The organism is Leptospira kirschneri serovar Cynopteri str. 3522 CT (assembly GCF_000243695.2).
Classification (GTDB): Bacteria; Spirochaetota; Leptospiria; order Leptospirales; family Leptospiraceae; genus Leptospira; species Leptospira kirschneri.
In genome coordinates this window covers 247,743-274,603 of sequence record NZ_AHMN02000013.1, presented here as the reverse complement: position 1 = coordinate 274,603, position 26,861 = coordinate 247,743, and the positions used below count along the sequence as shown (strand labels likewise).

Annotated in this window: 19 protein-coding genes; 9 read left to right on the top strand and 10 right to left on the bottom strand. The window is 35.2% G+C overall.

Features of this window, described 5'->3' with window-relative positions; all coding sequences use genetic code 11:
• Positions 1 to 17: 17 nt before the first annotated feature.
• From LEP1GSC049_RS210475 to sph (LEP1GSC049_RS210485), 3 genes are all read left to right on the top strand, one after another.
• The gene (locus LEP1GSC049_RS210475; protein WP_016561076.1) at positions 18 to 1,586 is read left to right on the top strand and encodes a GMC oxidoreductase; all 1,569 of its coding nucleotides are present in this window, start codon (positions 18 to 20) and stop codon (positions 1,584 to 1,586) included.
• A 242-nt stretch (positions 1,587 to 1,828) separates the two neighbouring features.
• Complete coding sequence (locus LEP1GSC049_RS210480; protein WP_004782597.1) at positions 1,829 to 2,539, top strand: class I SAM-dependent methyltransferase; 711 nt, start codon at positions 1,829 to 1,831, stop codon at positions 2,537 to 2,539.
• A 519-nt stretch (positions 2,540 to 3,058) separates the two neighbouring features.
• On the top strand, positions 3,059 to 4,732 hold the full coding sequence (gene sph / locus LEP1GSC049_RS210485; protein WP_025186083.1) for a sphingomyelin phosphodiesterase: 1,674 nt from the start codon (positions 3,059 to 3,061) through the stop codon (positions 4,730 to 4,732).
• Between the two features lie 466 nt (positions 4,733 to 5,198).
• Here the strand turns inward: sph (LEP1GSC049_RS210485) and LEP1GSC049_RS210490 are convergent, their stop codons facing one another.
• Entirely contained in the window at positions 5,199 to 5,867 is a 669-nt protein-coding gene (locus LEP1GSC049_RS210490) for an LIC13197/LIC10919/LIC10469 family protein (protein ID WP_004757298.1), read from the bottom strand.
• Between the two features lie 604 nt (positions 5,868 to 6,471).
• On the opposite strand from LEP1GSC049_RS210490, the gene sph (LEP1GSC049_RS210495) reads away from it, so the two are divergent.
• From sph (LEP1GSC049_RS210495) to LEP1GSC049_RS2000000226805, 3 genes are all read left to right on the top strand, one after another.
• Positions 6,472 to 8,148: a sphingomyelin phosphodiesterase gene (gene sph, locus LEP1GSC049_RS210495; protein ID WP_032828489.1), complete on the top strand. Its 1,677-nt coding sequence runs from the start codon at positions 6,472 to 6,474 to the stop codon at positions 8,146 to 8,148.
• A gap of 238 nt (positions 8,149 to 8,386) precedes the next feature.
• Positions 8,387 to 9,037, top strand: a complete 651-nt coding sequence (locus tag LEP1GSC049_RS210500) for a hypothetical protein (RefSeq protein WP_004757303.1) — start codon at positions 8,387 to 8,389, stop codon at positions 9,035 to 9,037.
• Between the two features lie 98 nt (positions 9,038 to 9,135).
• A complete protein-coding gene (locus LEP1GSC049_RS2000000226805; RefSeq protein WP_016750521.1) occupies positions 9,136 to 9,510 on the top strand; it encodes a DoxX family protein in 375 nt (124 codons plus the stop codon).
• Positions 9,511 to 9,973: 463 nt separating this feature from the next.
• On the opposite strand, the gene LEP1GSC049_RS210505 is transcribed toward LEP1GSC049_RS2000000226805, so the two are convergent.
• From LEP1GSC049_RS210505 to LEP1GSC049_RS210520, 4 genes are all read right to left on the bottom strand, one after another.
• The gene (locus LEP1GSC049_RS210505; RefSeq protein WP_004778177.1) at positions 9,974 to 14,188 is read right to left on the bottom strand and encodes an adenylate/guanylate cyclase domain-containing protein; all 4,215 of its coding nucleotides are present in this window, start codon (positions 14,186 to 14,188) and stop codon (positions 9,974 to 9,976) included.
• A 315-nt stretch (positions 14,189 to 14,503) separates the two neighbouring features.
• A complete protein-coding gene (locus LEP1GSC049_RS210510; RefSeq protein ID WP_016561027.1) occupies positions 14,504 to 16,228 on the bottom strand; it encodes a GMC oxidoreductase in 1,725 nt (574 codons plus the stop codon).
• 28 nt (positions 16,229 to 16,256) lie between these two features.
• Positions 16,257 to 16,703: a hypothetical protein gene (locus LEP1GSC049_RS210515; RefSeq protein WP_004755659.1), complete on the bottom strand. Its 447-nt coding sequence runs from the start codon at positions 16,701 to 16,703 to the stop codon at positions 16,257 to 16,259.
• The gene (locus tag LEP1GSC049_RS210520; RefSeq protein WP_016561071.1) at positions 16,688 to 17,701 is read right to left on the bottom strand and encodes a hypothetical protein; all 1,014 of its coding nucleotides are present in this window, start codon (positions 17,699 to 17,701) and stop codon (positions 16,688 to 16,690) included. The genes LEP1GSC049_RS210515 and LEP1GSC049_RS210520 overlap by 16 nt, the downstream gene beginning before the upstream one ends.
• Before the next feature lie 1,401 nt (positions 17,702 to 19,102).
• Here LEP1GSC049_RS210520 and LEP1GSC049_RS210525 point away from each other — a divergent pair.
• Entirely contained in the window at positions 19,103 to 20,017 is a 915-nt protein-coding gene (locus tag LEP1GSC049_RS210525) for a cation diffusion facilitator family transporter (protein WP_004755573.1), read from the top strand.
• Positions 20,018 to 20,460: 443 nt separating this feature from the next.
• On the opposite strand, the gene LEP1GSC049_RS210530 is transcribed toward LEP1GSC049_RS210525, so the two are convergent.
• The 4 genes from LEP1GSC049_RS210530 to LEP1GSC049_RS210545 all read right to left on the bottom strand — a co-directional run bounded on the left by LEP1GSC049_RS210530 (position 20,461) and on the right by LEP1GSC049_RS210545 (position 23,697).
• Positions 20,461 to 20,967 carry a PaaI family thioesterase gene (locus LEP1GSC049_RS210530; RefSeq protein ID WP_004755666.1) on the bottom strand — a complete coding sequence of 169 codons (507 nt, stop codon included), beginning with the start codon at positions 20,965 to 20,967 and terminating at the stop codon, positions 20,461 to 20,463.
• Positions 20,968 to 21,879: 912 nt separating this feature from the next.
• A complete protein-coding gene (locus LEP1GSC049_RS210535; protein WP_004755633.1) occupies positions 21,880 to 22,512 on the bottom strand; it encodes a biosynthetic peptidoglycan transglycosylase in 633 nt (210 codons plus the stop codon).
• A gap of 310 nt (positions 22,513 to 22,822) precedes the next feature.
• Positions 22,823 to 23,473: a RibD family protein gene (locus LEP1GSC049_RS210540; RefSeq protein ID WP_004770158.1), complete on the bottom strand. Its 651-nt coding sequence runs from the start codon at positions 23,471 to 23,473 to the stop codon at positions 22,823 to 22,825.
• Positions 23,470 to 23,697, bottom strand: coding sequence for a (2Fe-2S)-binding protein (locus LEP1GSC049_RS210545; RefSeq protein WP_016748366.1), 228 nt, complete (start codon positions 23,695 to 23,697; stop codon positions 23,470 to 23,472). Before LEP1GSC049_RS210545 ends, LEP1GSC049_RS210540 begins: the two co-directional genes overlap by 4 nt.
• Positions 23,698 to 23,846: 149 nt before the next feature.
• On the opposite strand from LEP1GSC049_RS210545, the gene LEP1GSC049_RS210550 reads away from it, so the two are divergent.
• Together LEP1GSC049_RS210550 and LEP1GSC049_RS210555 are read left to right on the top strand one after the other, a co-directional pair.
• Positions 23,847 to 25,184 carry an MFS transporter gene (locus LEP1GSC049_RS210550; protein WP_025186082.1) on the top strand — a complete coding sequence of 446 codons (1,338 nt, stop codon included), beginning with the start codon at positions 23,847 to 23,849 and terminating at the stop codon, positions 25,182 to 25,184.
• Between the two features lie 114 nt (positions 25,185 to 25,298).
• Positions 25,299 to 25,508: a hypothetical protein gene (locus LEP1GSC049_RS210555; RefSeq protein ID WP_004755607.1), complete on the top strand. Its 210-nt coding sequence runs from the start codon at positions 25,299 to 25,301 to the stop codon at positions 25,506 to 25,508.
• A 535-nt stretch (positions 25,509 to 26,043) separates the two neighbouring features.
• Here the strand turns inward: LEP1GSC049_RS210555 and LEP1GSC049_RS210560 are convergent.
• A complete protein-coding gene (locus tag LEP1GSC049_RS210560; RefSeq protein WP_004755563.1) occupies positions 26,044 to 26,838 on the bottom strand; it encodes an LIC13212 family protein in 795 nt (264 codons plus the stop codon).
• Positions 26,839 to 26,861: the final 23 nt, after the last annotated feature.

Below are 26,861 nucleotides of genomic sequence, written 5' to 3'. Positions count from 1 at the left end.
CTATTTTACAGGAAAATATGTCAAAAGATAATACTCGTTACGATGCAATTGTAATTGGCTCCGGATTTGGTGGCTCCATCAGCGCCTTAAGACTTTCTGAAAAAGGTCAAAAGGTTTTAGTATTAGAAAGAGGAAAAAAATATTCTCCCGGAGATTTTCCAAGGGATGTGCGTAAAGTAGACAATCTTCTTTGGCGTTATCCTAAAAAGAAAAAGTCTTTAGGTTTATACGAACTTAACTTTTTTAGCGGACTCGGAACCGTGACCGCTTCCGGTTTAGGCGGAGGCTCTTTGATCTATGCGAATATTCATATCCGTCCCGATCATAAAGTTTTTGAAGATCCTCTTTGGCCAGCTCCATTTAACAGAAGTTATTTGGACCCTTATTTTGATAAGGTGGCCTCTAAATTCGACGTAAAACCGGTTCCACCAGAATGGGACCTTCCCAAACGAAATAGATTTAAAGCCGCCGCGGAATTAAACAGACATACGTATTTTGATCCGGACGCAGCCGCAAGTTGGCTAAAACCTTCCAGACCGGGACAATCTACTTGTATACGTTGTGCGGAATGTGAATTCGGATGTAATCACGGAGCAAAAAACACATTAGATTTCAATTATATTGCAGACGCTGAAAAAAACGGTACCGTGTTTCAGACAGATTCCCTAGTATCTCATATCTCTCCAGATGGTCAAAACGGTTACGTGGTTTACTATGAAAATACGGAAACAGGAGAAAAAAAATCGGCATATGCAAAAAGAGTTATACTTTCCGCAGGAACGTTAGGTACAAATCGAATTCTTTTTAACAGTAGAGACAGATACAAAACCCTACCAAATCTAAGCCAACAACTTGGAAAAGGATATTCTGGAAATGGGGACTTTTTAGGCGGAATCGAATCGAGTAAAAGTGAACTCATACCCTGGGACGGACCGGACGTAACTACTGTAATCAATTATTTTCCACAAGGATTTCAATTTACAATGGCAGCTCCAACATTCAGCCAACCTGTAATGGCAGTACTTGCTTCATTAGGAATTGCTAAACCGAATTGGTTTTTAAAACTGATTGGTCCTATCTTTTGGAAAAGTTTGAAATGGATTCTTCCTTTTGTATTTAAAAAAGGATTACTTTCCAAACCTTTACCACCTGGTCTTCCAGGAGCGGGTAACCCAAATTATATGACAAATCTATTTGCTATAGGAAGGGATAACGCAAACGGAAGAATCGTACGTCGCGGTAAAAACATAGACGTGAAATGGAAGTATTCTAAAGAAAACCAAACCCTCATTCAAAACATGACTGCTTCTATGCAGCAGATAGGGGACGCCTACGGCGGACAGTTCGGTCCATTAGCAACCTTTTTGTTATTCAATCGGATTATCTCAGTCCATTCTCTAGGGGGTTGTATTCTTGCCGCTAATCCGGACAAAGGAGTTGTATCCGAAACAGGGGAAGTATTCGGTTATAAAAATTTATTTATCGCCGATGGATCTGTAATTCCTTCTTCGATCGGATTTCATCCCGTAATGACAATTTCCGCCGTGGCCGAACATATTGCGGCTTCCATCTGTGCCGGATTATAATCCGGCATAAAAAATAGCATTTTAATGATCTCTATAAAATGAATACCATAAGTTTATCACAAATCCTGTTTGAATGAAAAATATTAGATACTGTATTATATAATTCTAGGCAAGAATTATCTTACATATTTTTTGAATACAAGAACACTCTAATATATTTTTTCAGAATCTACTTGAAGAATTCTGACGGAAAATAAATTGTTCCTTTATCGTTAAATTCTAAACATAAAAAAGGATGAAACATGCGACAAGATAAACTATATATCGATCTTGGTATGTCCGAAAATCAGTACAGCAAAGAAATTATTGAAGGACAACAAGTTTATACCCCTAGTTTTTTGAGATTTTACGATCTAATCGTTTTGCACATTATCAGTAAATGGTTCTGGCGTTGTTCTCCTCAGAACATGATCGATTTATACAGCAAAAACGTAAGTGGCAATCATTTAGACATAGGAGTAGGAACTGGTTATCTTTTACAAAAAGCAAAATTTCCAGTAGAAAAACCAACCATCTCAGTGATGGATTTAAATCCGAACACTCTAATCAAATCTAGAAAAAGACTTTCCAACATCGCGGGACAATTCAAGGCTTACAGAGCAAATATACTAGAACCCATTCACCTAACAGAAAAATTCGATTCAATCGGATTGAGTTTTTTATTCCATTGTGTTCCTGGGTCGATTCGCAAAAAGGCTTCCACCGCATTTAAAAATCTTTTAGAAATCCGCAAACCGGACGGTGTAATTTTTGGATCCACTGGTTTATACGATTTAGGGCAAACTCATTTTTTATCAAGAATAGGAATGAAACGATTAAACCGCAATGGGGTATTTCATAACACGGAAGACACTCTTCCAGATTTAGAAGCGGCGCTTAAAGAAAACTTTAAAGAATATGAATTGTATGTAATTGGTGCAATTGCATTCTTTGTAGGAAAAAAAGCGAAATAAAAATATTCGTAAAAAGTAAATTATTAAAATAAAATATATAAAGAAACATAAAATATTTCGCCCCAAAAAATCTTTTTTATAGAGCCAAATACGAGAAACTACACGACCTATGAGTTTTTGACTAAAATGAGACGTAGAACTTCTCCGAAAACTCAAAAAGCATAAATGATAATACTTTAGAAGTTTCTAATAAATCTTTAGAGTTCCTACAAAAACCGTCGTATCTGGAATTTGCGAACTTTTTCAATAGTTCTCTACCAGAAATCTTTAAGTTTTGCAATAAGCCGTAAGTTAATTTTGATATATTTTCTAAAACTTCTAAAATTCATATTCAATTTTTTTGATTTTCGAAATTAGATTTATTCAGTTTTTATAATTCCTTAAGAAATAGGAACTTCTTCAGATCCATCACTAAAGCAACTTTGTAATTTATATTTTTTGAAATATTTTTCATAAACCTCTATCTTATTTCAACTCTATGATTTACTATAAATAGCTAAATTAAGAATGGAGATATGTATGAAAACAATGCGAAATGCACTACGAAAAAAAGAAGAGAAAAAATTTAAAAACTGGAGATTTATTACCTTCTTTTTTATATTTTTGTTTAATTGTTTGCCTGATAAAGAATCAGAGTATAATAATTTATTAATGTATAATTTTTTAACTCCAAAAAGTCAAAATATAGAATCCCCAAACCATAGTTCCAAAAGAATCATAGAAGAAGTTGACAATGAAGAAATCAATGTACTCACCTACAACCTTTTCTTATATACGGAAGAACATTATGATTGGGGGGATTGGGAACAAGAAAAAAGGGCAGAATTACTTGCAAATTCAAAATTTGTAAACAATCAAGACATAGTCGTGTTTGAGGGAATCTTCCATGACAATGCAAGAAAAATTCTATTAGACAAACTTCAATCGCAGTATCCAGATCAAACAGACGTAATCGGAAGAACCAAAGACGGTTGGAACGATACTCAAGGTTCTTTCAGACAACATTCATCCTTTAACAACGGGGGTGTTGTAATTTTAAGTAAATGGCCTATCTTAGAAAAGATACAGTATATTTTTAACAATCATGGTTGCGGCAGCGATACACAATACAACAAAGGATTTGCTTACGTGAAAATTAAAAAAAAAGATCGGATCATACACATCCTGGGAACTGATACTCAATCCCACAACGATGAATGTATTGATAAAGGAGAAAATGCAAGAGCTGACCAATTTACTGAAATGAGAAAGTTCATCAATTTAAAACGGATACCACAAAATGAAACCGTAATGATCGTTGGAAGCTTAAATGTAAACAAGGAGGATAAAGTATATTATAATAGTATGCTTTATACATTAGAAGCAGATAACCCCCATTATGCGGGAATTCCTTTTACATGGGATCCAAAAAAAAATGCCCTTACGGCCTTTATTAACTCTAATAAAAAATCACAACAATATACAGAGTATATTCTACTTTCAAAAAATCATTCTCAACCTCCTGTTTGGCAAAACTTAGCTTATGATCCCATTTCTCCAACTACATGGAAAAGAAAATCAGATGGATACACAAATTACGAATTTTCTGATCACTATCCTGTATATGGTTTTGATTATGCAGATCCTTCCACACCTACTCAGTCCGGACATAGAAGAAAATACGATAACGTTATGATCTTAGATTCTGCATATCATAGAATTCAAGCGAGTCCTACAAGACCGGACGGTTGGTTAATAGCTGAGGAAAATTCTAATTACTACCAAGGTCAACCAACAAGGTCCGAATTTGCAAGATTCAATTTATTGCAAGAAGATGATCCAGACTCAAATCCGGATTGTATCAGTGGCAGAGGAAAAATTCGAATCGAATCTTCTGAATATCGAAATTATTTTTGGACGTATTGGCTGAGAGGTGGCGGCGGTAATTATGCCTATTATCCAAAGTTCAATGACGGTTCTAAAAAATTTGAAATTGAAGTCCCTCTTGATAGATGTATAGAATCCGGAATTTTTTGGTTACGTGATTACGACATTCTTACAAATGATTATTACTATCTTGAATCGTGGAGAATGGGACACTGGATGCATTACATCTATCTTTGGGATAAGATTGCACATAACGCTTCTAAATTTCGTGTTCTCTTAGACCAAACACCTGAAAGAAATTGGGGCGAAGATTTAATCTATCGTTAAACTTTTGTTAAGAAGCGAGATCATTTCTCGCTTCTTCTTTAATTCTCGATTTCAATATAAATACATACAAATAATTAATTTCTATAATATTTACTTTCTTAATATATTTAAAACTCATTCGAAAATCAATCCGCAACTGATAAAAAAAATACGAAAATAGACCGTAAAGAAGCGTATTTTACCAAGTCAGACTTTAATTTAAGACTCAGTGTTAAATTAAAAAATCGAAACCAAAGACTTACCTTTTCTTATTCAAGCTTAGAAACTCATTCTTCGGTTTGTTTTAAAAAGTTATCTCATTCTCACAAGGCATAAACAACAATATTTTAGAATTTTATAATAATCTATCAAACTTCATGTAGGTTATATCCGCTCACTCGTAAACCTTTCAATAATTCTTATCATTAAATCTTAGTAATGTTTAAGTTTTAGAACAAACTCTCAGTAATTTTTTATTCGAATACGATCAAATCAAACCAATCGGGACCGCCCATCTTTCGTGTCGAGACATAGTAATCCAAAATGGTTTTCTTTTTTTCAAAACATCTTGGAATTCTGTTGAGATATTTTTGCAAGCTTCTAAACCGATTCGATAATTCCATATTTGAAAAAGATCAACTAAAATATCATCTGCATCAAACGGAAGTTCTTTTTTATCTTTTGCTTTTTGAACGTGTGGATCTAAATTTTCCACCCAAAGATTGATCGCTCGATCGACGGGTAGTTCTGAAAAGTCTTCTTCCAATAAATTTCCATGTTCCAGATCAGATTCAACTCCAGGAATCTCGTTCGGACCGAGATCGGTCTTGCTCAATTTCCCTTGACCCTTGCAAGAGGCGAGTCCATAAGCATACGCAACATCGATAGGATCCCCACCATAATACCAAGAAAAATCCAAAGCAGCGATCTTGTTTTGCTCGACACAAAATTGAATAGCAGTGTTAATTCCGGAAATAAATTCCTGGAGTATTTCCTCTTTAGGAAGTGAAGCAAGTAATTCTTCTGCACGGGTCAAAAATTGTTTTGCGCTGTTTTGAACGAGCCATTCTTTGATTCCATTTTCCCGATTCGTAAAGCGGATCGGATCCAGATTCACACTCCATTCTTGGATAATTTGCTCTCTTTGATCGCTCATAAATTCGTTTTTCTCTTTCGCGTATAAAGTATTTTAAAAAATTCTAATAAACCAAACTCAAATTTTCAAAATGTTCTTAAGGTTTTTTGATCCAAGCATATAAATTTTTATAAACACTTTTAATCAACTTTATTTTAACAAAGAAATTTATTTTATAAAGATGAGCTATAAGTAAAATATTTTAAATAATACATATTTTTATATCAAACAAACTCTTTTTGAATCAATTATCCAACAAGAAATCAATTCGTTTTATATTTAGTTACAGAAATAGTATATAAAAATCCATCTCTATAAAATTGAGTATCTAAATGTCTATCATAAAGCGCGGTTCCACATAAGTTCGGTAGAATTCAATGCAAAAGCGATTATTATGCTGCGATCCATAGAGAGTAGTACCTAAGTTTTTTATTCACCCAAATTTTCTTTCTCTGGATTTATATGATTAAAGTGTTAACCATTAAATAAATACTTTATTCTCTAGTCACAATTAAGACACCATAAATTTCGAACTAAATTCCAGATCAAAGACGGAATTTAGACATTCTATTATATAACTCTGAGGAATATTAAAAATAATAAAATTAAATATGGAGAATATTATATGAAAATAAAACAATGCTTCCTTCTAAACAAATACAAAAAACCAGACAAATTTAAATATAGAAACTTTTTAATTAGTCTTTTGCTATGTTTATTTCCTCTAAACTGCACATTTAATAATACATTAGTATATAAAAATTTATTTATGTATTTTCCATTTTCAAGTAAAAATCTAATTTTCGAATTGGAGGAAATCAATTCGACCAGAAGGATCGTTTTACCAAAGTTAGAAACAGATTTAAATGTTCTCAGTTATAATCTTTTTTTATATTCGAGAGAAGACATATATTTTGGATTTTGGAAAGAAAAAGAAAGAGCGGAGTTTCTTGGAAAATCAAAATTTATAAAAAATCAGGATATAATCGTACTCGGCAGAGCATTTGATACAAACGCACGAAACACACTTCTAAACAATCTTAATTTAGAATATCCTGACCAAACTGAAGTAATCGGAAAAACTAAGTACGGTTGGGATCAAACCCTTGGAGATTTTAGACAACAGATCAACAACGGAGGAATTGTCATTTTAAGTAAATGGCCTATTCAAGAAAAGATACAGTATATCTTCAAAAATCATGGATGTGGTAATGACACACTCTACAATAAAGGTTTTGCTTACGTAAAAATTAAAAAAGAAAATCAGATAATTCATATTATAGGAACCGATACTCAATCAGAAGATTCAGCATGTTCTGATTTAGGAGTAAACGCAAGGACAGATCAGCTTATTGAAATTAAAAAATTTATCGATTCGAAACGCATATCCAATAAAGAAATTGTATTGATAGCAGGAAGTTTAAACGTAAACAAAAGTAATCAATTTGAATATAAGAATATGCTTAAGATACTAGAAGTAAACGAACCAAATTATGCGGGAATTCATTTCACATGGGACACTCAAAAAAACAAGATCGCCGCTTACAATAACGTCTACTATTCCTGGAATCGAACATCAAATTACGGGGAATATATATTTGTTTCCAAAAATCATTTTCAACTTCCGGTTTGGCAGAATTTAGCGTATGATCCGATTTCACCGACTACTTGGAAAAGAGAAAATGGATATACAAGTTATGAGTTTTCGGATCATTTCCCAGTTTATGGTTTTATTTATGCCGACTCTTCCACTCCTACAAAGTCTGGACATAGAAGAAAATACGACCAAGTTTCCTTAATAGCTAAATATACCGGAAAAGCCGTAGAAGTGGATCATAATAGACCAGACGGATGGTTAAAAGCAGATGGTACTGCAGAAGAAAAAGGAACAGAATTTACGAAATTTAACTTATTGCAAGAATACGATCCTGATTCGGACACCTTCTGCATGTTAGGTGGACGCGTAAGAGTTGAATCTTCTCAATATTTAAATTATTTTTGGACTTGGTGGCTTCGAGGAGGAGCCGGTAACTATGCCTATTACCCTAAGTTCGACGACGGCTCCAAACTACTCGAAATGATAATAATACGTCAAGGATGTTTAGAAGATGAAAGTCTGGTCGTATTCAAAGACTTCGATACATTCTGGAAATACTATTATTTTCTTGCGGTTTGGGAAACTGGAAGTTGGAAAGATTATATCTATCTTTGGTACACAAATGCCCAACCAAATTCATACTTTATCGTTAAATTAAATACCTTGCCTGAAAGAGATTGGAGCAAGGATCTAATTTATCGTTAGATTTTACGAAAAGGAAGTAGAATATTTTTACTTCCTTTTTCTAACGTTTATAAAAAGGAATTGATTTTTTTATTACCTTCCTTGATCCTACGGTTTCGAATTTATAAACGAAGTCTCCTATAATTGTTTTAAATAAGAACTGACTATAAGAAAGAAACGATTAATTTGATCTCGTTTTAAATAGAACACGCAAATTTAATATTATTTTTTTAATCTCTAAACTAAAAGGTACATTCAAATGAAAAAACAAACGTTTTGGACAGGTATTCTACTCATCTTCGCGGCAATTACTTTTTGGATCAGTTGGTTTTTGATGCCTGATCCAGGCACAACGGACACGCGTCATATTCTCGAAATTGTAAAAGTATCTAGAAATTTCGTTTGGTATTCTGCAATCACACAGATTGTATCTTCCGTTTCTTATATGATCGTATTATTCTCATTAGCTGATCTTATTACTCCGCAGAAAAAAACGACGTTATCTGGATTCGTTTTATTTGGAATCGGAGTGTTAGGAATGTGTTCTGACGCTTTCTTTCATTTACTGGCCTATTACATGACAGACGATTCAGTACTCATCCAAGAAAACGTAATTATCATAATGAATTTTATGCAGACAAAAGGAGTAATCATACTCATTCCTCTTCTATTACCTTTTTTTATTGGAAGTCTAATTTTAAGTATAGGTTTGAAATTGCAGAATGTAATTTCTAAAATTCCAGTGGCCATTTTCCTAATTGCAATTTTTGTCGGGATTCCGAGCGCCATAATTACGAATAAGATTTTTCTCTATAAAGGGCCAATTATTTCTCTGATAATTTTAGGTTTATTTGCAATAGGACAAGCATGGATAGGTTCCGAATTGATTCTACAAAAAAAGAATAAATAGAAGTAGAATATTATAAAATTCTAAATTTTATTTACTCTCAAAATAGGCTTTTTATTTCTATGAATCATTATCCTAGTTACGATATTTAAGGAGGAAACATGAATATTTTCTTATGGGTTCTTCAAATCCTTTTGGCACTGCATACCGTAATAGGTGCGGTGTGGAAATTTTCCAATTCCGAACAAACTGTATCCTCCTTAAAGGCAATTCCACATTCAATTTGGTTAATAATGAGCATCATTGAAATTTTTTGTAGCCTGAGCCTAATCCTCCCGGCATTTAAAAAATCTCTGGCCATTCTTGCTCCTGTTGCGGCAATTTTTATAACCATAGAAATGTTATTCTTTTCTGTCTTACACATTAATTCCGGTGACACGAATTACGGTCCTATGATTTATTGGCTTGTCGTGGCCGCAATATGTGCATTTATTGCATACTGTAGATTTGTACTAAAACCTATTCACCTAACATAAGTTTGGCGTAAGAGACACTTTTACAAGGAACTTCCAGGGAAGATTATCACACATTAGAGTTGTTGAAAAATTCCATAATGAAGATTCGTAAAATTGCTTCAATTGTCCATTTTAATCCAATACAAACAGATCAAGAATTAATTTTTCAAAAACTCTATTATAAATAAATCCTAAATTGAATTACTTTTGCAATTTTGAAGAACATTTTGTAAATTGAAGAACTCAAAAATGCTCGGATTCATCTTCAATAAATTTCTAAACGCCAACGATTTGACCGTCATCTTAATACGAGAACAATATTACTCATAACTATATAATAAAGTACCTAATATTTTACATAGAATCAGCGTTTTATGATAGAATTAACGGTACTCAATTTTATAGAGATCAGTAAGGCTAGGAACAAAACTGTTTTTTTAATATTATAATTTTAAATTTTACTAAATAAACAGAAAACATAATTCTAAGATACCCGTGCCGCTTTTTTTACAACTGAAATCTCATCCAATCGCTTCAGATCCGCTTTCGCCCCTAATTCGTGTAGAATTTTTTTAGATGTAGAAATACGTTCCGTGTCGCCTAAAAGTTCACCAATTTCATACAACGCAGTAGCGTATTCCCAACGATTTTGGGTGTTGGAAAGAAAAGATTCCGCCTCTTCAAAAATAGCTTCTGCTTTTTTATGCTTTCCTGAATAAAACAATAACTTACCCTTCAAAACCAAAGAAGGGCCATATAAATACGGAAGCGATTTTCCAAGTTTTAACCCGTTCTTAAGTCCATAATTGATAATCTTAGTAAGGCTTTTATTTCCGTTTTCCCTTTGTGCGTACAACGCGGCTTCCGCAAGATATACGTTTCCGATTTGAAGTTGAGGAAATTTCACTTCACATTTTAGAAATCCTGCATAACTTCTTCTAGCCCATAACTCCGCCTTTTCTGGCCAACCTTCCAAAATAGAAAGCTTCAACAATTTATTGATCGTAGAAAGTTCGTTCATGACGTCGTTTTCCGAAGCCGCCCTTTCCACTTCTACGATTAATTTTTTTTCAAGTTCGAGAGGCTCCACTTCTCCTAAAAGATAACCGAAATACGGAGACCAAATTCGAGTCCATCTAAGTTGTAACTGAGCGCCTAAATCGCTAGCGATTTCTCCAATATCGTCAAAGTATTGTTTTGCGGTTCTAAAATCAGATTGAAAATAGTAAAGAAATCCGCTCGAAGAAAGCGCAGACAAAAGATCCCACTTCTCTCCAACTTGACGATAAATAGAAATCGAATCTTGAAGAAACGGAAGCCCTAATTCAGGACGGTTGAGCATCATATAATAACCACCTTGCACCAAAAGACTGATCGCTTTCGCATAAGGATCTCCAGTTTTTTCGGCGAGTTCTCTTCCCTTAAGTAAAAAATGTTTCGAAGGACCGAACAAATTCATTCCCACAAAAACTTGACCTAGGGCGCATTCCGCAAGAGAAGAACGAACCGGATCTTCAAATCTTTGAGTCGCGTTATATTGAGTGAACACGGACCAACCAAACTTTTTTACGTCTTTCATAATATACATTTTTGCTAATGTAGCTAAAATGATACATCTGAGTCTCAAACGTTCCGCTTTGTTAGAGGAAGTATAAGAAGGACCGAAGAGAGAAAATCTAAGAACTAAAGTAAGTTGTAATACAATTTTAAGAATCGTATCAGGTCTACTTCCAGGCGGACGAATTCCGGTAATTCTTAACGCGTTTTCCAAAGTTTCCATTGCGCGAGAAATATCGTCTTGTTCCTGATAAACCTGACCTAAGCCGGTATAAGAACGAATCAAATTGAGAGTAGACTTATTTTCCAAACATTCTTTAAAAAGAACTTCAGCGATAGAATATTCACCGAACTGACGGTGAACGTGAGCAAGTTCCAATTTGATCTCGTAATAGGTTTCGCTTTTCGTTTTTTCGAACTGAGCAAGTGTCTCCAAAGTTTTACCGTAATGATAAATCGCATCCCTGTTTGCGTATTTACTTCTAGCCTTACGAGCTGCCATCAGAGAATATTTAGAAGCCTTTTCAAAATCAGAACACTGCTGATAGTGAAACGCAAGAATGTCCGCCATCTCCGTTAAATTGTTTTCGTTTTCTTTTTCGATAAACGAAGCAATTTTCTTGTGCAGGTCTTCTCTCGTAGAATGTAAAAGTGTATTATAAACAATATCTCGAATTACGATATGTTTGAATATATACGTAAGAGGTTCTGTAACTTCAAGAGGAGTCAGATCCAGACCTTCTAAACTCTGTAGAATGTTATCAATCTGCGAACGAAATTCAACGGGTAATAAGTGATTGAGAGTGTCGACGTTAATCAAACGACCGATTACGGAAGCGGTTTTCAAAACGATTTTCTCTCTTTCTTGAAGACGATCCACACGAGCGAGTAAAACGTCGTTTAACGTATTCGGAATTTGAATATCTCTGGTTTTATCGGAAGGCGATAATGTTCCATCTTCTAATTTTATAAGAGTTCCTTCTTCAATTAAATTGTGTACGATGGACTCAAGAAAGAACGGATTTCCGCTGGATCGATTGAGAATCTGATCCAAAAATTCTTCCTGGCTTGTATCCAGTTTAAATTTATGAATGAGAAAATCTTTCGCCTCTTCCGGTTTGAATTCTTTCAAACGAATCAATTCTTCGTTAGGAGAAACCGAGTCTTCTGCAAATTGTCCCTCGGGTCTAGACACAAGAAGGAGCATCACCTTCATCTCAGACAACCGGAATGCTAGTTTTTCCAAAAGACGACTAGACAATTCATCGATCCAATGAACGTCTTCAAATACAAGCATCAAAGGTTTTTTGTTTGCACGTTCTTGTAATAAGGAAATGATAATTTCAAAAAGTCTTTCATTCTTTTGTTTTCGATCGATTTCCCGAGTCAGAGGGTCTTCTTCTACGGAAACCCCCATCAAGGCGACTAACGCTTTTGCCCAAGCGATGTCAAAAGAATTCAAATTTACTAATGCTTTTTCCGCCTTAGCCACCCTTGTTTCATTAGAATCATCTTCAAAAATTCCCAAAAATAAACTTAATAATTCTTTCCAAGGGTAAAACGGAGTGAATTTTTCGTAAGGATAACAATAACCGATTAATATCTCCACGTTACGATCGTATGCTTGATCAATAAATGTATTGGTTAGTCTGGATTTACCAAGACCCGCATCCGCTATGATTCTACAAACCACTCCTCCTTTTTCTATGGAAGAATCCAACATCTTATGCAGACGATCGATCTCTTCTTTTCTTCCGATCATTTTATCCTTATACTGGATCAAAAGTCCCGGAATATTTTTTTGCTCAGACGTTAGTTGAAATACCTTCTTGGCACCGGTTACACCTTTGAGTTCTACGTCACCCACTTCGTGAAAGGAGAAATTTTTCCCTAATTTACTTTTCGTTTGAAAATCGATTAGGATTCCGCTATAACCGGATAAAGTCGCCAGTCTCGCGGCGATATTCATCATTTCACCAATGGCAGTAAAATCCTTTCTAAAAGGTGCACCTAAATCTCCACAATAAGCCATTCCGGTCGAAATACCGATTTGTAAACTTTTGGCCGCGGGATAATTAGAAGCCCCTTCCATCAGTCGAACCGCAAACCGAGCGGCAAGCGCTTCCTTATTTTCCAACGCTGCGGGCGCTCCAAATAAAACACTAAACACGCCTCCTTTGTCGGAAAGATCCGTAAGCACAAAAGTTCCCGAACAGGAAGCGGCAATACTTTGAACATAAATAAAGAAATCATTGAAGTTTTTGGAATCAGAATTCGACTCCAAAGGTGCATCGATTCGTACAAACACAGAAGCTACTTCTCGATAATCTCCAGAGAAAGCCTTGTGAACACTTGTCACTCTTTGATACAATTCCGGAACGATAAAACGTCTACAACGTTTAAAGAAACGTTCGTCGGAAAACCTTTCTTCCGTAGTAGAACGCGAAGGAGGTGGAACCGGGTTCTCGCATTTTTCGCAATCGATTAAACGAAAAAAGTCCGAATTAACGTTCTCACCTACTTTAGAAGAAGGAAGAAGATTCCAGAGACTCGAACTTAGAATGATGTCTCCACCTAACGCTTGTTTTTCGGCCGCAATGGATTGATCCACTGGGGCTCCCGCAATCACGGCTCTTAAAAATCGATCTTGTTCTCCCAATATAAATTCTTGATATACTCCGTAGGCTAAACCAACTCGGGCCGGAAGGTTTACGGTTTCTCCTAAAAGTTCGTTGGAACTGTATTCAGCAATTGAATTAAAAACTCCTAATGCACAATTTGCGACACGAAGCGCAGCCTCTGCGGCGGCTTCTTCTTCTCTTTTTTCAAAACTGACTAAAACAGAATCTCCAGCAAACTGATAAACGGCGCCTCCCCATTCGCTGAGATGTTTTAACAATCCTGTATAATAATTGGAAAGAACAGTTTGTAAAGCGTCGATCCCTCTTGTACCTTTAGCAGCCAGAGCAAGAGTCGTCGGGGTAAAACCTACAACGTCGAAAAACAAAATAGCCCCTTCAAAAGACTGAGACCTCTGTAGTTTCGGTTCGCCAAAATCCGCCAGCCTTCGTACAATTCCGGAAGGTAAATAAGGTCTGATCAATTCCAGTGTGTCTTTAAAAGATTCCATTGTGTTATTCATAATAATCCTAAAAACGAATATTATTTTCGTGTCTTCAATTTTGCAAGTCTGATAGATAAATCGCTATGACTTAAAAGCCCATAACAAAATCTCAAGTGAAATCCGCCTAAAATCATTTGATAAATTTTTAACAAAACGCAGTAGTTCCCACAGATTACGTCTCTTAACATAGTTTGAGAACGTTATTTTTTCGTTATTAAACTTCGTAGTAGTTCCCACAAATTACGTTTCCTCATCTTGGTTTATCAGTACATTTAAAAAGTATGAGTTCCCACATTCAATTCACCATATATTATGAAGTTATATACATCCTAACTAAAGATTGGCAGTCGGTTTGATTCCTGTAATTCCCTCAGCAACTTTTTCAGAAAGAGCGGCGATAGTCATAGAAGGATTTGCTCCGATCGCAGTAGGGGAAAGACTTCCATCCGCAACGTAAAGCCCTTGATACGAAAAAACCTGTCCAAAAGTTTTAGAATCCGCAGACGTTACCGAATCGGTTTTAGAATTTCCAAGAATACAACCTCCAAGTGGATGAACGGAAACGTTATTTCGAATCGGCCAAGACCAAGTAGGAAGTGGAAAATAAAAATCAGTTTTGATAAACGAAGCGAAATCTTTCATCACACCTAAAATGGCTTCATAAAGAGACATGTTATTCTTTTGAGGCCACTGAACTTGAAAGTTTTTTTTACGATCTAAAACCATCGAACCGTCCGCTCGATCCATTCCCATACACAACAACACCGCAGACGTATAAGAAAGATCTCCTTTCAACAATTCACTTATCAGATAACCTACCTTTCCAAAAATTTTTCCATTTAGAAATCTTTTGAAAAGTTCCACGAACATATGAAAGAAAAATCCAATTCTTAAAAACCATGGGACAGATGCTGCAGCAAAATAAGAAGCAAAGACCGGATAGCTAGCATCTTGAAGTATAAAAGCCCTTTTAGGATTATAACTCTTGAATAAATTATAATCGGTATATTGAGTGATGACCGGACCATAATTCGGATTAGCAGGTTCTTTTCCTTTGATCGCAAACGATAAAAAATCTCCGTTGCCTGAAAATTGTTTTCCTATATGATCCGAAATGTCCGGAAGTGTTTTAAATTCTTCCTTACACTTTAAAAGAAGCTCGGTACTTCCTAACGTTCCTGCAGAAACAATCACTCGTTTTGTAACGACGGAAACTAGTTCCCTTTTTTGATGGGAAAGATCTCTAAAATAAACACGATAACCGTTTTCGCCGTGATAAGAAGAATTATCATTTCCATCCGGCCCAAGAGGAACAATTTTTTGAACCAGATGTTCCGTCCTGACCTCCGCCTTGTACTTATACTCCGCAACAAAAAGATAATTTAGATCTAAAGTATTTTTAGAATGAGTATTACACCCTATATCACATTCCGCACAATACGTACAAGAAATCTGAACGGCTCCGTATCTATTTTTTTCCTGAAGCCCTATTAGAGTCGGTTTTTTAAAATCGTTTCCAAAAAATACATTGATGTCCGCCAGTTTAGATTCTCTACCAGCGTGTTTTGCAAACTTTTGGTAAAGAGTTGTCCGAACGATTTTTCTACGAGGATCATCGTTTAAAGGGATCGGCCTAGAACCTAAAACCTCTTTTACAATTTTATAATATGGTGTTAAACTTTTCTTTTTTACGTTTGCAGGCCAACGTTCGTCAAAGATATGATCCGGGGGTTCTAAAAATACGTTCGCGTAAATCAAGGACCCACCACCAAGCCCAGCAGAAATGACCACGTCCATATTTTTATAATTTCGAATGTCAAACAGACCCGTTTGATTTAATTTGGAAAGTTTTTTAGGGCGAACTTTGGAACTGTTCTCCTCCGGAACATTCCAAAAATTCTTAGACATGTCATGAGGAGAACGAGGAAAAGAACCTTTAGGATAACGTTTTCCACGTTCCAGAATCAAAACCTTACCTGGCCATTTTTTACTCAACCTACAACCGTTCACGGCTCCACCAAATCCAGTACCAATCACGACCGCTTCGTACTTTTTCATGACAACCCCGAATAATAATATTTATATATTAAAATAAACTAAATTCAAAATAATTCAGAAGGTACAGGCCAATGACCAAAGCTCCTAAAAAAGAGACAAATGAAAATAGAAAATGAATTTTATCCATTTTTTCCAGAGATCGAAATCCTTTATAAATCCGTTTCGAAGACCATTTAGGTAGCTCTTCTAGTTCGTCTCCCAGTTTATGAAGATCCACAAACGTCAAAAAAATTAGAACCGAAGTTAAGATCAAAAGGAGTGGATTGATAGCACCGGAAACGGTACAAAAAACTTCTCCCGAATAACTCAAATTACCCCAACAAAAAAAAGTACGAAGTGAAATCCAAGCGATCAAAATAGGAAGCCCTGCGAATACGATGAATATTCCCCCCAAAATAGATTTCTTTTTTACTTTTCTTTTTCTTTTTTTACGAGGGTGTTCTTCTTCGCCTACTTTACTTAAAGATTTTGCCATAAATCATCTCCGTCGTAGAGTTGGATTTGTTTACGAGAGTTTTCGTCTTGAAAGTAACCTAAACGTTTCCAAACGTCCAAAGAAACTTGTTTATAAATTTTCCAAGACTTACCACAATCGGGAGTAAAAGGAATATCTTTTTGTTCCACCACTCTTTGAACGTATTCTTGACAGTTGACGGCAGGATAACGGTCTTTCTGTATCGGATTGTATTTTGGAAAAGAATCGGACTCCCTCAATCGATGCAAAAGAATTCTTCGCAACCTGTCTTCGCATTTCTTTCCGAAAATACAATGCCAAGGATAATCGTTTCCGGTAAGTTTTCTGGCTTTTTGAAAGTCGTCTTTAATTACAACTTCCTTTAAATCGGAACGAAACAAACTAGGAATCCCTTTTGCATACTTTTCCCATTCTGAAACTCTGTCATCGCTGTAAACCGGATAATCCGGCAAGGTCATATCCGAAGCATGTCCCCTACCCGTAGGATACATCTTTTTAGAATTCAGTAATTTACGATGTGCGAATGAATCTCCCAAAAGATGAAAAGCAAAACCTAACGCGCATAATTTTTCGGGAGACTTTTCATTTTTAGAAGTAAGTTCAATGCGAAGTCGATCCAACGTTACAATGGCGACATTTCGTAAATGTTCGCTATTTCCTCCGGTCAGACCGTGTAACAACTGTTGCACTTCGGCCATTCTACCTAAAATTTCAGGAGAACCCTGATCCGTAAAAACCCAACGAGTATAATCCAAAGGATATTTGAGAGCAAACTTTTGATACACTGAAATCGCATCCAACTCAGGAACTTCATCCGGAAGTTGAGTACAAAAAGCGACGATTGCAGTTTCGTCTTTAGTCAAAGGAGAAGAAGTCTGAAAATTATTTAAAACGGTTTGAACCGTATAAAAATGTCCGTCCTCTTGATACGCACTTAAACCTTGACATAGTGGAATTGAGAAAATTGAAACGTATAAAACCAACTTCTTCCAAGACATAGATCGACAATGAATGCTTTTTTTAAAAACAATTGCAACAATTGTTTCGGTTTCAGATGACTTTCTAGATATTTTTTAAAAGAAGTTTTGAAATCAAAAGTTCGGACTTCAAAATATCGATATTTTAAGAACGTGAACCGAATGGTTCAAAACGATAGAATCAATCGTCCAGAATGCTTCTGAACAGAGATTAATCTTAAAATTCACACTTATAAACCATCTCAAAAATATCTTAGAATTGGCATTTTAAGCAAATATAAAGTATTTTTGAGATAGATAGATTTATTTACTCTACAGAGATCCATTTATAACCAAAATAAATGAACGATGGATTTTCAAAAAACGTATCCCTTATACTCTTCTAAATTGATTTCTTTTTTAAAAGAGATTCTACATTAAAGTGAGTTCAACTTAATAAAATCGGGGCGAATCCAGCTTGTCACAGGCAGCCGAACCGGGCTCTTTAGTTCCGGTCAAGTTATTGTGAAACTATAGAATCAGATTCAATTTTCATAAAATACCAATAACTTGATCCTACAACGCTTTCGTAAAAAGCGTTGTGCTGAGTTTCCAACGCGACCCTGCAGAGCGCCCCTTAAGAAGCGATGCATTGAGTTTGAGGAAAGAGTTGTGCTTTAGTTCATTCATCGATCCCTTTCGCGATCATTCACGTTAACTTAGAGTCGTTGAAAAATAAATTCTCCATTTGTTTCTGTTTCATAAAAACGGTAAATTGAAGTAGTTTTGTTAACCGCTTTTTCAACAACTCTATTCGAATAAAAAAGAATAGAAATGTGAATTCAAATAAGATCTTAAATTTTTAAGTTTGAATTCTCAACAAATCTTTAGAATCTATAAACGATTCCCATAGAAATGAAATGTTTTAGAGCAAACCTTGGAATTGATCCTTTACTCATAACTAAATAATAAAGTACCTAATATTTTACATAGAATCAGCGTTTTGTGATAGAATTACTACTCGACGTATGAAGATAGTACCAAGTTATAACGACCGAATTTGGAAAAAAATAGCAGTACTTAAAAAAACCGCAAATTCGGGATTTACGGCATTTTAGAGCAAGACCAAAACATTCAAGTTTTTGAAACAATCAACCCAAGTATTCTATTTATGTGCCCGAGTAGTAACGGTACTTATTTTCATAGGGATCAGTAATAAAAAACCAAATCATCAGTCAGTTTCTAAAAATTTTTTAACAAAGCGAAAGTTTACATAATAAGGGAAAACTATTTCATAAAAGTCTAATAGAATAGAGCGAAACTTCCATTCAGATGATGAAAAAATTCTCCTTCCAGAGAATCGATTCTCAACAAAGAGCCTATTTTTCAGTTTACAAACTCGTAGCTTCTCTAATCTGAGAATGGTATCGTTTTCAACAACTCATGGGACATCATCATTCGCATAACCATTCTCACGACCACCATTCCGAAAACGCAGGTAAAAGCCTTGTGATCGCAATGATCTTTAACCTAATTTACGCCGGAATCGAAGCTGGAATCGGCCTAACGTCAGGATCTCTCGCCTTACTTTCAGACGCGGGCCATAACTTAATGGACGTAAGTTCCTTATTACTGGCTTGGATCGCAATTAAATTGCAGGAAAAAAAACCCTTTCCCGGATTCACTTATGGTTGGAAAAAATCTACAATTTTAGTAAGTTTATTCAATTCCATTCTCATTTTCGGAACCGTCGGTTTAATTGTATACGAATCGATCGAAAAGTTATCTAAACCCAGTCCCGTTCCAGGTGGCATGATCGCCGCAGTGGCATTTGTAGGTGTTTTGGTAAATTTTTCCTCTTCTTTTTTATTTCATAAAAGTAAAGACAAAGACATCAACATGAAAGGCGCTTATTTGCACCTTCTCGCAGACGGATTAGTATCCTTGGGTGTAATCATTTCCGGTTTGTTGATCCAGTGGCTCGGATTTTTTTGGATCGATCCGGTGGTTGGTCTTTTAGTGGGATCAGTGATTCTTTACGGTAATATCCCTCTATTTAAACAAAGTCTCAGATTGAGTTTGGATTCCACACCAGAAACGATACAATCTGGAATTGTAGAAAAGGAACTCAAATCCATAGAAGGTGTATTAAATATTCATCATATTCATATCTGGTCCTTAAGTACGACCGAAAATGCGCTGACCGCACACCTCGTTTTAAAAAACGACCTTACTTTCGAACATCAGAGAATTATAAAGTCCAAGGCAAGAGAAATTCTGAAAGGTTTAAAAATTGAACACGTCACATTAGAAACAGAAGAAGAAAGAGAAAATTGCGAACAAATCGATTGTAGTTGACCTTTCTCACAGGACCAAATCCTTCATTTTAGTATATTCAATTATTATAATATATAAAGAATTCGACGTAAGCAACCCATGATTCTGAAAAAAGTTAGAATCTAAACTTTACAGATCAATTCTTTAAATGTGGGAACTACTACAATTAAAAAGATAGAAGTTTATAATAATTGAATCTATAGTATCCAAGTGTGGGAACTATTACAAAACTTAGGTTTGTCAGTAAAAATGATGTGGGAACTACTGCAAATCTAGATTTTACGAACAAATCCTAAAATTGTAAGAACTCATACTTTTAGAAAATTCTTTCCCGTTTTCTTACGTCGAGTTCACATTCATATAATAAGAACTGAGAGTAAAAAAATTCAGACCAATCCGCCGACAAATTTCATAACTAAAATGGACTGCAAAATCAGTTAACGCAAAATTTAAACTCAAAAATTTTAATCCTCTTGCTCTTGTTTACTCGTCATTCTTTTTAACATCGATTCCTGTAAAATCAAAACGCTTGTAGTAGAAATCGCAACAAGTTTATTTTTAGGATTTCTAACTTCTGCTTGCATGGTCATCATAGCCGGAGATTTAGAAACAACCTTTGCTTCAATCAAAACATACTCGTCTTTTAAAGAGAAGGTTCTAAAAAATTGAGTGGATAAATCGGTTGTAACACAGGGTCTTTTGGCCGCAAGATAAGAAAGAGGACCAAAGGTATTATCCAAAGCGGTACAAAGCATTCCACCTTGAAAAATCCCGACCGGATTTGTAAAACGAGCGTCATAAGGAATCCGAACCACAAGTCTTTTTGGAGGTTCAAATTCAACGAACTCAGCTTTCATTTCCTGAAATGATTTAGGTGGAAGTTCAAGACTAAGACCGTATTCTTTGAACATTTTATCCGCCATCTTGTTCATATCACTCCAAGCTTGAGTTACAGATTCAGAAACCGACATGTTGATACTTCCATTCTTTCATAAATTTAAGACTTTGGATGTTTTCAAAAAAAATCCTCATCTTTACGAATTCTTGAAATCACCATGGCTCCTACAAACATCTTTTTCAGAGTTTATAGTCTTTTTCAAAATCTTTAAAAAAGTTGGAGTTTAAGACTTTCCAGGAAATTCGAAAAACTTTAGAATAAGTTCTAACTAATTTAAAGTAAGTTCAACTTAATAAAATCGGGGCGAATCCGGCTTGCCACAGGCAACCGGACCGGGCTCTTTAGCTCCGCTCACGTTATTATGAAACTTTAGAATCAGATTCAATTTTTATAAAATACCAATAACTTGAGTTTCCAACGCGACCTGTCGAACGACCTAAAACGCGATCCGTAGAGAGCCATAACCAACCCCACAAATATTTGGATCTTAATATTAAATCTGTGGGAATTACGACAAATCCTCTGTAAAACTGAGTTCCCACCCTTATTTTTGGGTGGGGCAACTCAATGAATTGCTTCCCATGGGTCGCAATTCAGGTGGAGAAATTCGGAAGACTTTTCTCTATCAGAAAAACATACTTTTTGCAAGTAAAAAGACTCATTCTTGTCGGAACACTTGAAAAATGTGCGTTTTTGATCCTAAAACGCTTTCGTAAAAAGCGTTTTGCTGAGTTTCCAGAGCGACCGTAGAAGCGAGACGCTGAGTTTACGGAAAGCGTTGTACTTTAGTTCATTCATCGATCCCTTTCGCGTTCAATTATATCATACGACTTTCTAAAAATTTGTTCACAAAATTTTTTTTCGATTTTTTCTTTAACCAAGTTAGTTATAAAATTTTGAATATTCGGATTTTCTTTCTCTAAATTCACATGATTAAAGCATAAACTATTAAATAGGTATTTTATTATGTAAATCTGAATAATCTTTACAGGCTCTTTGAAAGCAAAACAACTTCTTCTCGAGTATAAGCATCTGGTTTTTTTAAGATCTGAATCAACGCCTTAAATTGATTGGTTTTCAGATCAGTCGGCTTCTTTTTAAAATAATATCTAGAAGCCTGATTCAATCCGTTCATTCCTCTGCCCCAGTAAACGCTATTGATATAGTATTCTAAAACTGCATTCTTACCGAGCTCATCTTCTAATGCAGAAGCAATTTGAATTTCTTTCCATTTTCTAGAGAATGATTTTTCCCGAGATAAAAAAAGGGTTCGGGCCAACTGTTGTGTGATTGTACTTGCGCCTCTCATTTTCCTAAAAAACAAAACGGAGAAAATTAGACTAGAGTGAATATCAGCAATAGAATAACCTTTATGAGAATAAAATCTTTTGTCTTCCACCTGAACGGTATAAAAAACCCATTCTTCAGGAATCTCAGAAAGTAACACCCATTCCAATTCTAAGGGAACCGATTTCTTTTGATCGGGCAAATAAACCAGTTGATCTTGTTGTATTAAAATTTTTTTTTGCGGAAAGAATTGCTCGTAAATCAAAACCGCTACAAAAAAAATCAGAAGAAACCTTAAACAAAAAGTATAAAACAATTCTTTTTGTTTCATAAAAACTCACACCGAATTTGTTTCACTATACTTATTTTCATTTTGTATTATTCATAACTATATAATAAAGTACCTAATATTTTACATAGAATCAGCGTTTTGTGATAAAATTAACGGTGCTCAATTTTATAGAGATTAGTAGATTGTTGAAAAATGAATTCTCCATCTGTTTCTATTTCATGGAAGCAGTTTTGTTAATTGAGCTATGGAATTTTTCAATCTTATTTATTCTATCCTTAAAAAATATTTAGCCCAAAAGACAAAACTTGAAATGTTGTAGGATTTAAAAAATTTCAAGACCGAATCAAATTTAATTTTCGTATATTAGAAAAATTTCATTTTCTAATGTCTTTGAAGAAATCAAATTCCATTTTTTTAGATCAAAACCCAAATATTCATCCCGTCCGCCCGTAATGGAAGGAAGATCCTTTTTTCCGATTATAAAAGGGACGATCGTAAGATAAATTCTAGAAACTAAATTCAACCGAAAAAAAGAATCGTTCAAAGAAGGACCACCCTCTAAAAGAATTTCCTTATAACCCATTTCGGAAAGAACTTTAAGAACTTCTAATGGACTCAAATCATTTCCGGAAATGGGAACGATCTGCGCACAAGAAGAAAGATTTTCTTGGATTAAATGATAGTTTTCGTTTAAACAAAAAATCAAAGGTGGTTCTTTAGAAAAACGGAATACTTTTTTGTCTTTCGGAATCGTTCCGGATCGAACCAAAATCACCGGACGAGGATCTTGAACGTCATCTACATAACGAAGATGAACGATAGGATCGTCATTTAAAATTGAATTTTTTCCTAAAATTAAAACTTCCGCCTTGGAACGAATTTCATCCATTTTTTTCTTATCATTTTTGGAAGAAAGTCCATACCATTTTCCATCTGGGCGAGAAACCTTCCCGTCCAAAGTCATAGCCATATTGATGGATACGTTTGGCAAAGAATTCATTCTTTCGAAACTTTAAGTTCTTTGGCTAAAATTTTAAGAATCGTATTAGAGCAGGTTCCACAACCGGTTGAGGCTCCGGTATCGTCCATGAGTTTTTGAAGTGCATCATTTCCGTTTCGGATAGAAGTCAAAATTTCTTCTTCGGAAATTTGATTGCATACACAAACCTTTCGAGGGCGCATGAGTTGGTAGAGATCAACTTGATTGAAAAAGGAAGAATCCATATTCTTTTATTTTATTGGACGAGGTCTTTCATTCAGATTAAAGACTTCGAAAATCCTATGCAAGAGAAATTTTTTACGGTTTTCATTTGACACCCTGTTTTCAAAAAAATAGCCTTCGAAATTTCTGATCAAAAACAGAAAGGCAAACCATGCAAGATATTAAAAGAGCCCCATTTCGAGAAATCCTCGGCTGGTGCATGTTCGATTTCGCGAACTCATCCTATACGACAGTCATCATTAGTGTAACTTACGGAATCATTTTCAGCCAATTGGTAGTTCCGGCGTCTTCCGATCAAGAAAATCCGTTCGAATACGGAAATCTACTTTGGTCAATCGCCCTTGCAATTTCCTATCTTTTAGTAGTTGTAACAGGTCCGATATTCGGAGCGATCACAGATTATTCCGCGCGGAAAAAACAGTTTCTATTTTATAGTTACATTTTTTGTATCATTTCAACAAGCGCACTCTGGTTCGTAATCGCTCCTGGACAATATCTCTTAGCGTTTATTCTAATCATCTTTTCTAATTTCTTTTTTGCATCCGGCGAAAACTTCGCTTCCAGTTTTCTTCCTTATCTAGGACCAAGAGAAGATCTAGGTAAAATTTCCGGTTATGCTTGGGGAATTGGATATTTCGGAGGAATCGCGGCGGTTGCGTTAGTCAACACCCTAGGTCCGAAAACGATGGAGAATTTTAATAGTCTCCGTTTGGTCGGTCCTTATACCGCATTCTTCTTTTTATTTTCCGGAATTCCAACCTTTCTTCTTTTGAGAGAATATACCGCCGGAAAAGAAAAACCAGCAGGACTTTCCTATCTTAAAATCGGAGTGGAAAGAGTTACCTCCACTCTGAAAGAAATCCATAAATTTCGAGACATGGCTTTGTATCTTGTGTCTTTGTTTTTCGCAATGGCTGCACTCGGAATCGTGATCAGTTTCGCTTTTATTTACGGAGCTCAGGAAATTAAAACTCAAAAAGAACACGAGATTGCTATGTTCTTATTGATCCAACTTTTTGCGGCGATTGGGGCGATCATATTCGGTTTTATTCAAGATAGAATAGGCGCAAAAAAAACTTTCAATATTACGCTTTTATTATGGATTGCTTGCCTTCTATTGATCTATTGGGTAGAAGATCTAACAAAATTTTTAACCGGTATCGGAATTCCTACTACAAAACAATGGGTATTTGTAGGAACTACTGTATTTGCAGGAGCAGGTCTTGGAGCCACACAATCCGCAAGCCGAGCAATTGTAGGTCTTTTCGCTCCGGAATCTAAATCAGGAGAATTTTTCGGTCTTTGGGGTTTATCCGGAAAAATAGCCGCCGCATTTGGTCTAGTCGCCGTAGGTGGATTACAGGTTCTTTTTGATTTAAGAAATTCCTTTTTAGTAGTCTCTATTTTCTTTATCGTTTCTCTTTTAATCAACTTTCTTGTAGATGAAAAAAGAGGAATTCAAACGGCTATAGAATATAAGGAAATTTAATAAGAATGACTTGCATTTTTTAAAAATGGATCTATTCTCAATCGTATATGATTCTTTTTGAATATTTTAAGCTGATTTCTTTAAAAGTAATCTCCATAAAGGGAAAAAGAAAAAATGGCTTTTGAAATCGAAGACGAATTCGAATCTCATCAAAGCCAAAGAAAATTGGCTTTATCTACAATTGACGAATTGACTCAGACAAAATTGGATTTGTTAGAGGCAGGTAAAGAAGTTCCAAGATTTATCAATTTAGCAATCTCTTATCTCAATAAAAAATACCTAACTCAAGAAAAGGTCATCAGCGATTTTTTAATCAAAAAATAAAATGAGGAACTCCCCGACTCGAGTCACAAAAAATGAATGTTTAAAAATCTGTAATGCGATTTAATCTGCGGGAACTCACACAAATTTATATTTTAACGTGAGTTCGTGAAGAAATCCATGATTCATTTTTCTGAAAAAAAAATTAGAATCTGAGCCTGCAGATTTTTTTCTAAAATGTGGGAACTACCACAAATCAAGACTTTATAAATAAATTCTTCAATTGTAGGAACTCATACTTTTAGAAAATTCTTTCTGCCAAACTCACGTTAAATAACGCGAAAGGGATCGATGCGAGGTAAATAAATTGAAACTAAAGATGAATGCCGTATAACGTTTCCTATATACAATTTATTTACCAGAGCTAAGAGCCCGGTCCGGCTGCCTGTGGCAAGCCGGATTCGCTCTAATTTTATTACGTCGAACTCACGTTAATAATCGCTTTCGCATTTATTAAAATTTAGCCATGATCGCCAAACATCGATTTTATGTAAAAATTGATTAGGCGATCCTTCTTTTTATAGAGACCTTTTTTAAATCACTGAAATTCCAACATTTTAGAAATCATCATTTTTTGATCCAATTCCATAGTGTGGAGTTTAAGACTTACCATCTTATCTACTTTTCTCAAATATCTTTTGTATTGGAGAATGATCTGTTTTTGTTTGTTATAAGGCAGAGGGTTTGCAGCATCATTTAACTTTGTGGTCACACTGGCAGGAACAGGCTGAATCGGATCATCGGGCCAAAGAAAATCGGTATCGTGACTCGAAAAGAATTCTAAAAGAATTTCGCTGTTGTTGTTCGGAGTTCTTTTTCCATCTCCTAAAAAAGTAGGTCCTTTGGGAGAATGATTAATAAGTCTCCTCATCTCTCGAATAAAAACCTCTCCTTTTGCGTTCGTTCTTTTAAATTGAAGAATGATTTTTTCCAAAGATTTGCCGTCGGTTCCAGGATAAATGTAAATCTTAGATTGATATAGATACGTTTTCGGATAATCAGCAAAAGATTGACCAATACCTAAATCCAATTGAAGATATTGTTTATTTTCTTTATCTTGAAACAAAAACTTAGCGGCTTCACGTGGTTCGTCTTCAATGTATCGAAGCGCTTTTTTATACGTTTCATTTCCAAGTAGATTATTGATTTTAAGAATATTTCCGGCAATCGAAGCGTGTAAATTATCTACTTCTATATCCGTAAAACCACCCTTGCGTACCGTTTCGATCTGTCTTAATTCTTCTTTCTCTTCCAGCGTTAAAATCTTGTTAGGTGCCGCTTCTAAACCAAAAATGGTAAGAATGATCAGAAATGAAAAAATACGGATGTTCATAGATTTGCCCTTATTCAGATTAT

Bases quoted from the DNA above. Each gene is read 5' to 3' on its own strand.
- LEP1GSC049_RS210530 (WP_004755666.1), bottom strand. From the start codon at position 20,967: ATGTCGGTTTCTGAATCTGTAACTCAAGCTTGGAGTGATATGAACAAG.
- LEP1GSC049_RS210555 (WP_004755607.1), top strand. From the start codon at position 25,299: ATGGCTTTTGAAATCGAAGACGAATTCGAATCTCATCAAAGCCAAAGA.
- LEP1GSC049_RS210560 (WP_004755563.1), bottom strand. From the start codon at position 26,838: ATGAACATCCGTATTTTTTCATTTCTGATCATTCTTACCATTTTTGGT.
- LEP1GSC049_RS210505 (WP_004778177.1), bottom strand. From the start codon at position 14,188: ATGAATAACACAATGGAATCTTTTAAAGACACACTGGAATTGATCAGA.
- LEP1GSC049_RS210550 (WP_025186082.1), top strand. From the start codon at position 23,847: ATGCAAGATATTAAAAGAGCCCCATTTCGAGAAATCCTCGGCTGGTGC.
- LEP1GSC049_RS210525 (WP_004755573.1), top strand. From the start codon at position 19,103: ATGGGACATCATCATTCGCATAACCATTCTCACGACCACCATTCCGAA.
- LEP1GSC049_RS210480 (WP_004782597.1), top strand. From the start codon at position 1,829: ATGCGACAAGATAAACTATATATCGATCTTGGTATGTCCGAAAATCAG.
- LEP1GSC049_RS2000000226805 (WP_016750521.1), top strand. From the start codon at position 9,136: ATGAATATTTTCTTATGGGTTCTTCAAATCCTTTTGGCACTGCATACC.
- sph (WP_032828489.1), top strand. From the start codon at position 6,472: ATGAAAATAAAACAATGCTTCCTTCTAAACAAATACAAAAAACCAGAC.
- LEP1GSC049_RS210515 (WP_004755659.1), bottom strand. From the start codon at position 16,703: ATGGCAAAATCTTTAAGTAAAGTAGGCGAAGAAGAACACCCTCGTAAA.
- LEP1GSC049_RS210545 (WP_016748366.1), bottom strand. From the start codon at position 23,697: ATGGATTCTTCCTTTTTCAATCAAGTTGATCTCTACCAACTCATGCGC.
- sph (WP_025186083.1), top strand. From the start codon at position 3,059: ATGAAAACAATGCGAAATGCACTACGAAAAAAAGAAGAGAAAAAATTT.
- LEP1GSC049_RS210490 (WP_004757298.1), bottom strand. From the start codon at position 5,867: ATGAGCGATCAAAGAGAGCAAATTATCCAAGAATGGAGTGTGAATCTG.
- LEP1GSC049_RS210500 (WP_004757303.1), top strand. From the start codon at position 8,387: ATGAAAAAACAAACGTTTTGGACAGGTATTCTACTCATCTTCGCGGCA.
- LEP1GSC049_RS210520 (WP_016561071.1), bottom strand. From the start codon at position 17,701: ATGTCTTGGAAGAAGTTGGTTTTATACGTTTCAATTTTCTCAATTCCA.
- LEP1GSC049_RS210475 (WP_016561076.1), top strand. From the start codon at position 18: ATGTCAAAAGATAATACTCGTTACGATGCAATTGTAATTGGCTCCGGA.
- LEP1GSC049_RS210535 (WP_004755633.1), bottom strand. From the start codon at position 22,512: ATGAAACAAAAAGAATTGTTTTATACTTTTTGTTTAAGGTTTCTTCTG.
- LEP1GSC049_RS210540 (WP_004770158.1), bottom strand. From the start codon at position 23,473: ATGAATTCTTTGCCAAACGTATCCATCAATATGGCTATGACTTTGGAC.
- LEP1GSC049_RS210510 (WP_016561027.1), bottom strand. From the start codon at position 16,228: ATGAAAAAGTACGAAGCGGTCGTGATTGGTACTGGATTTGGTGGAGCC.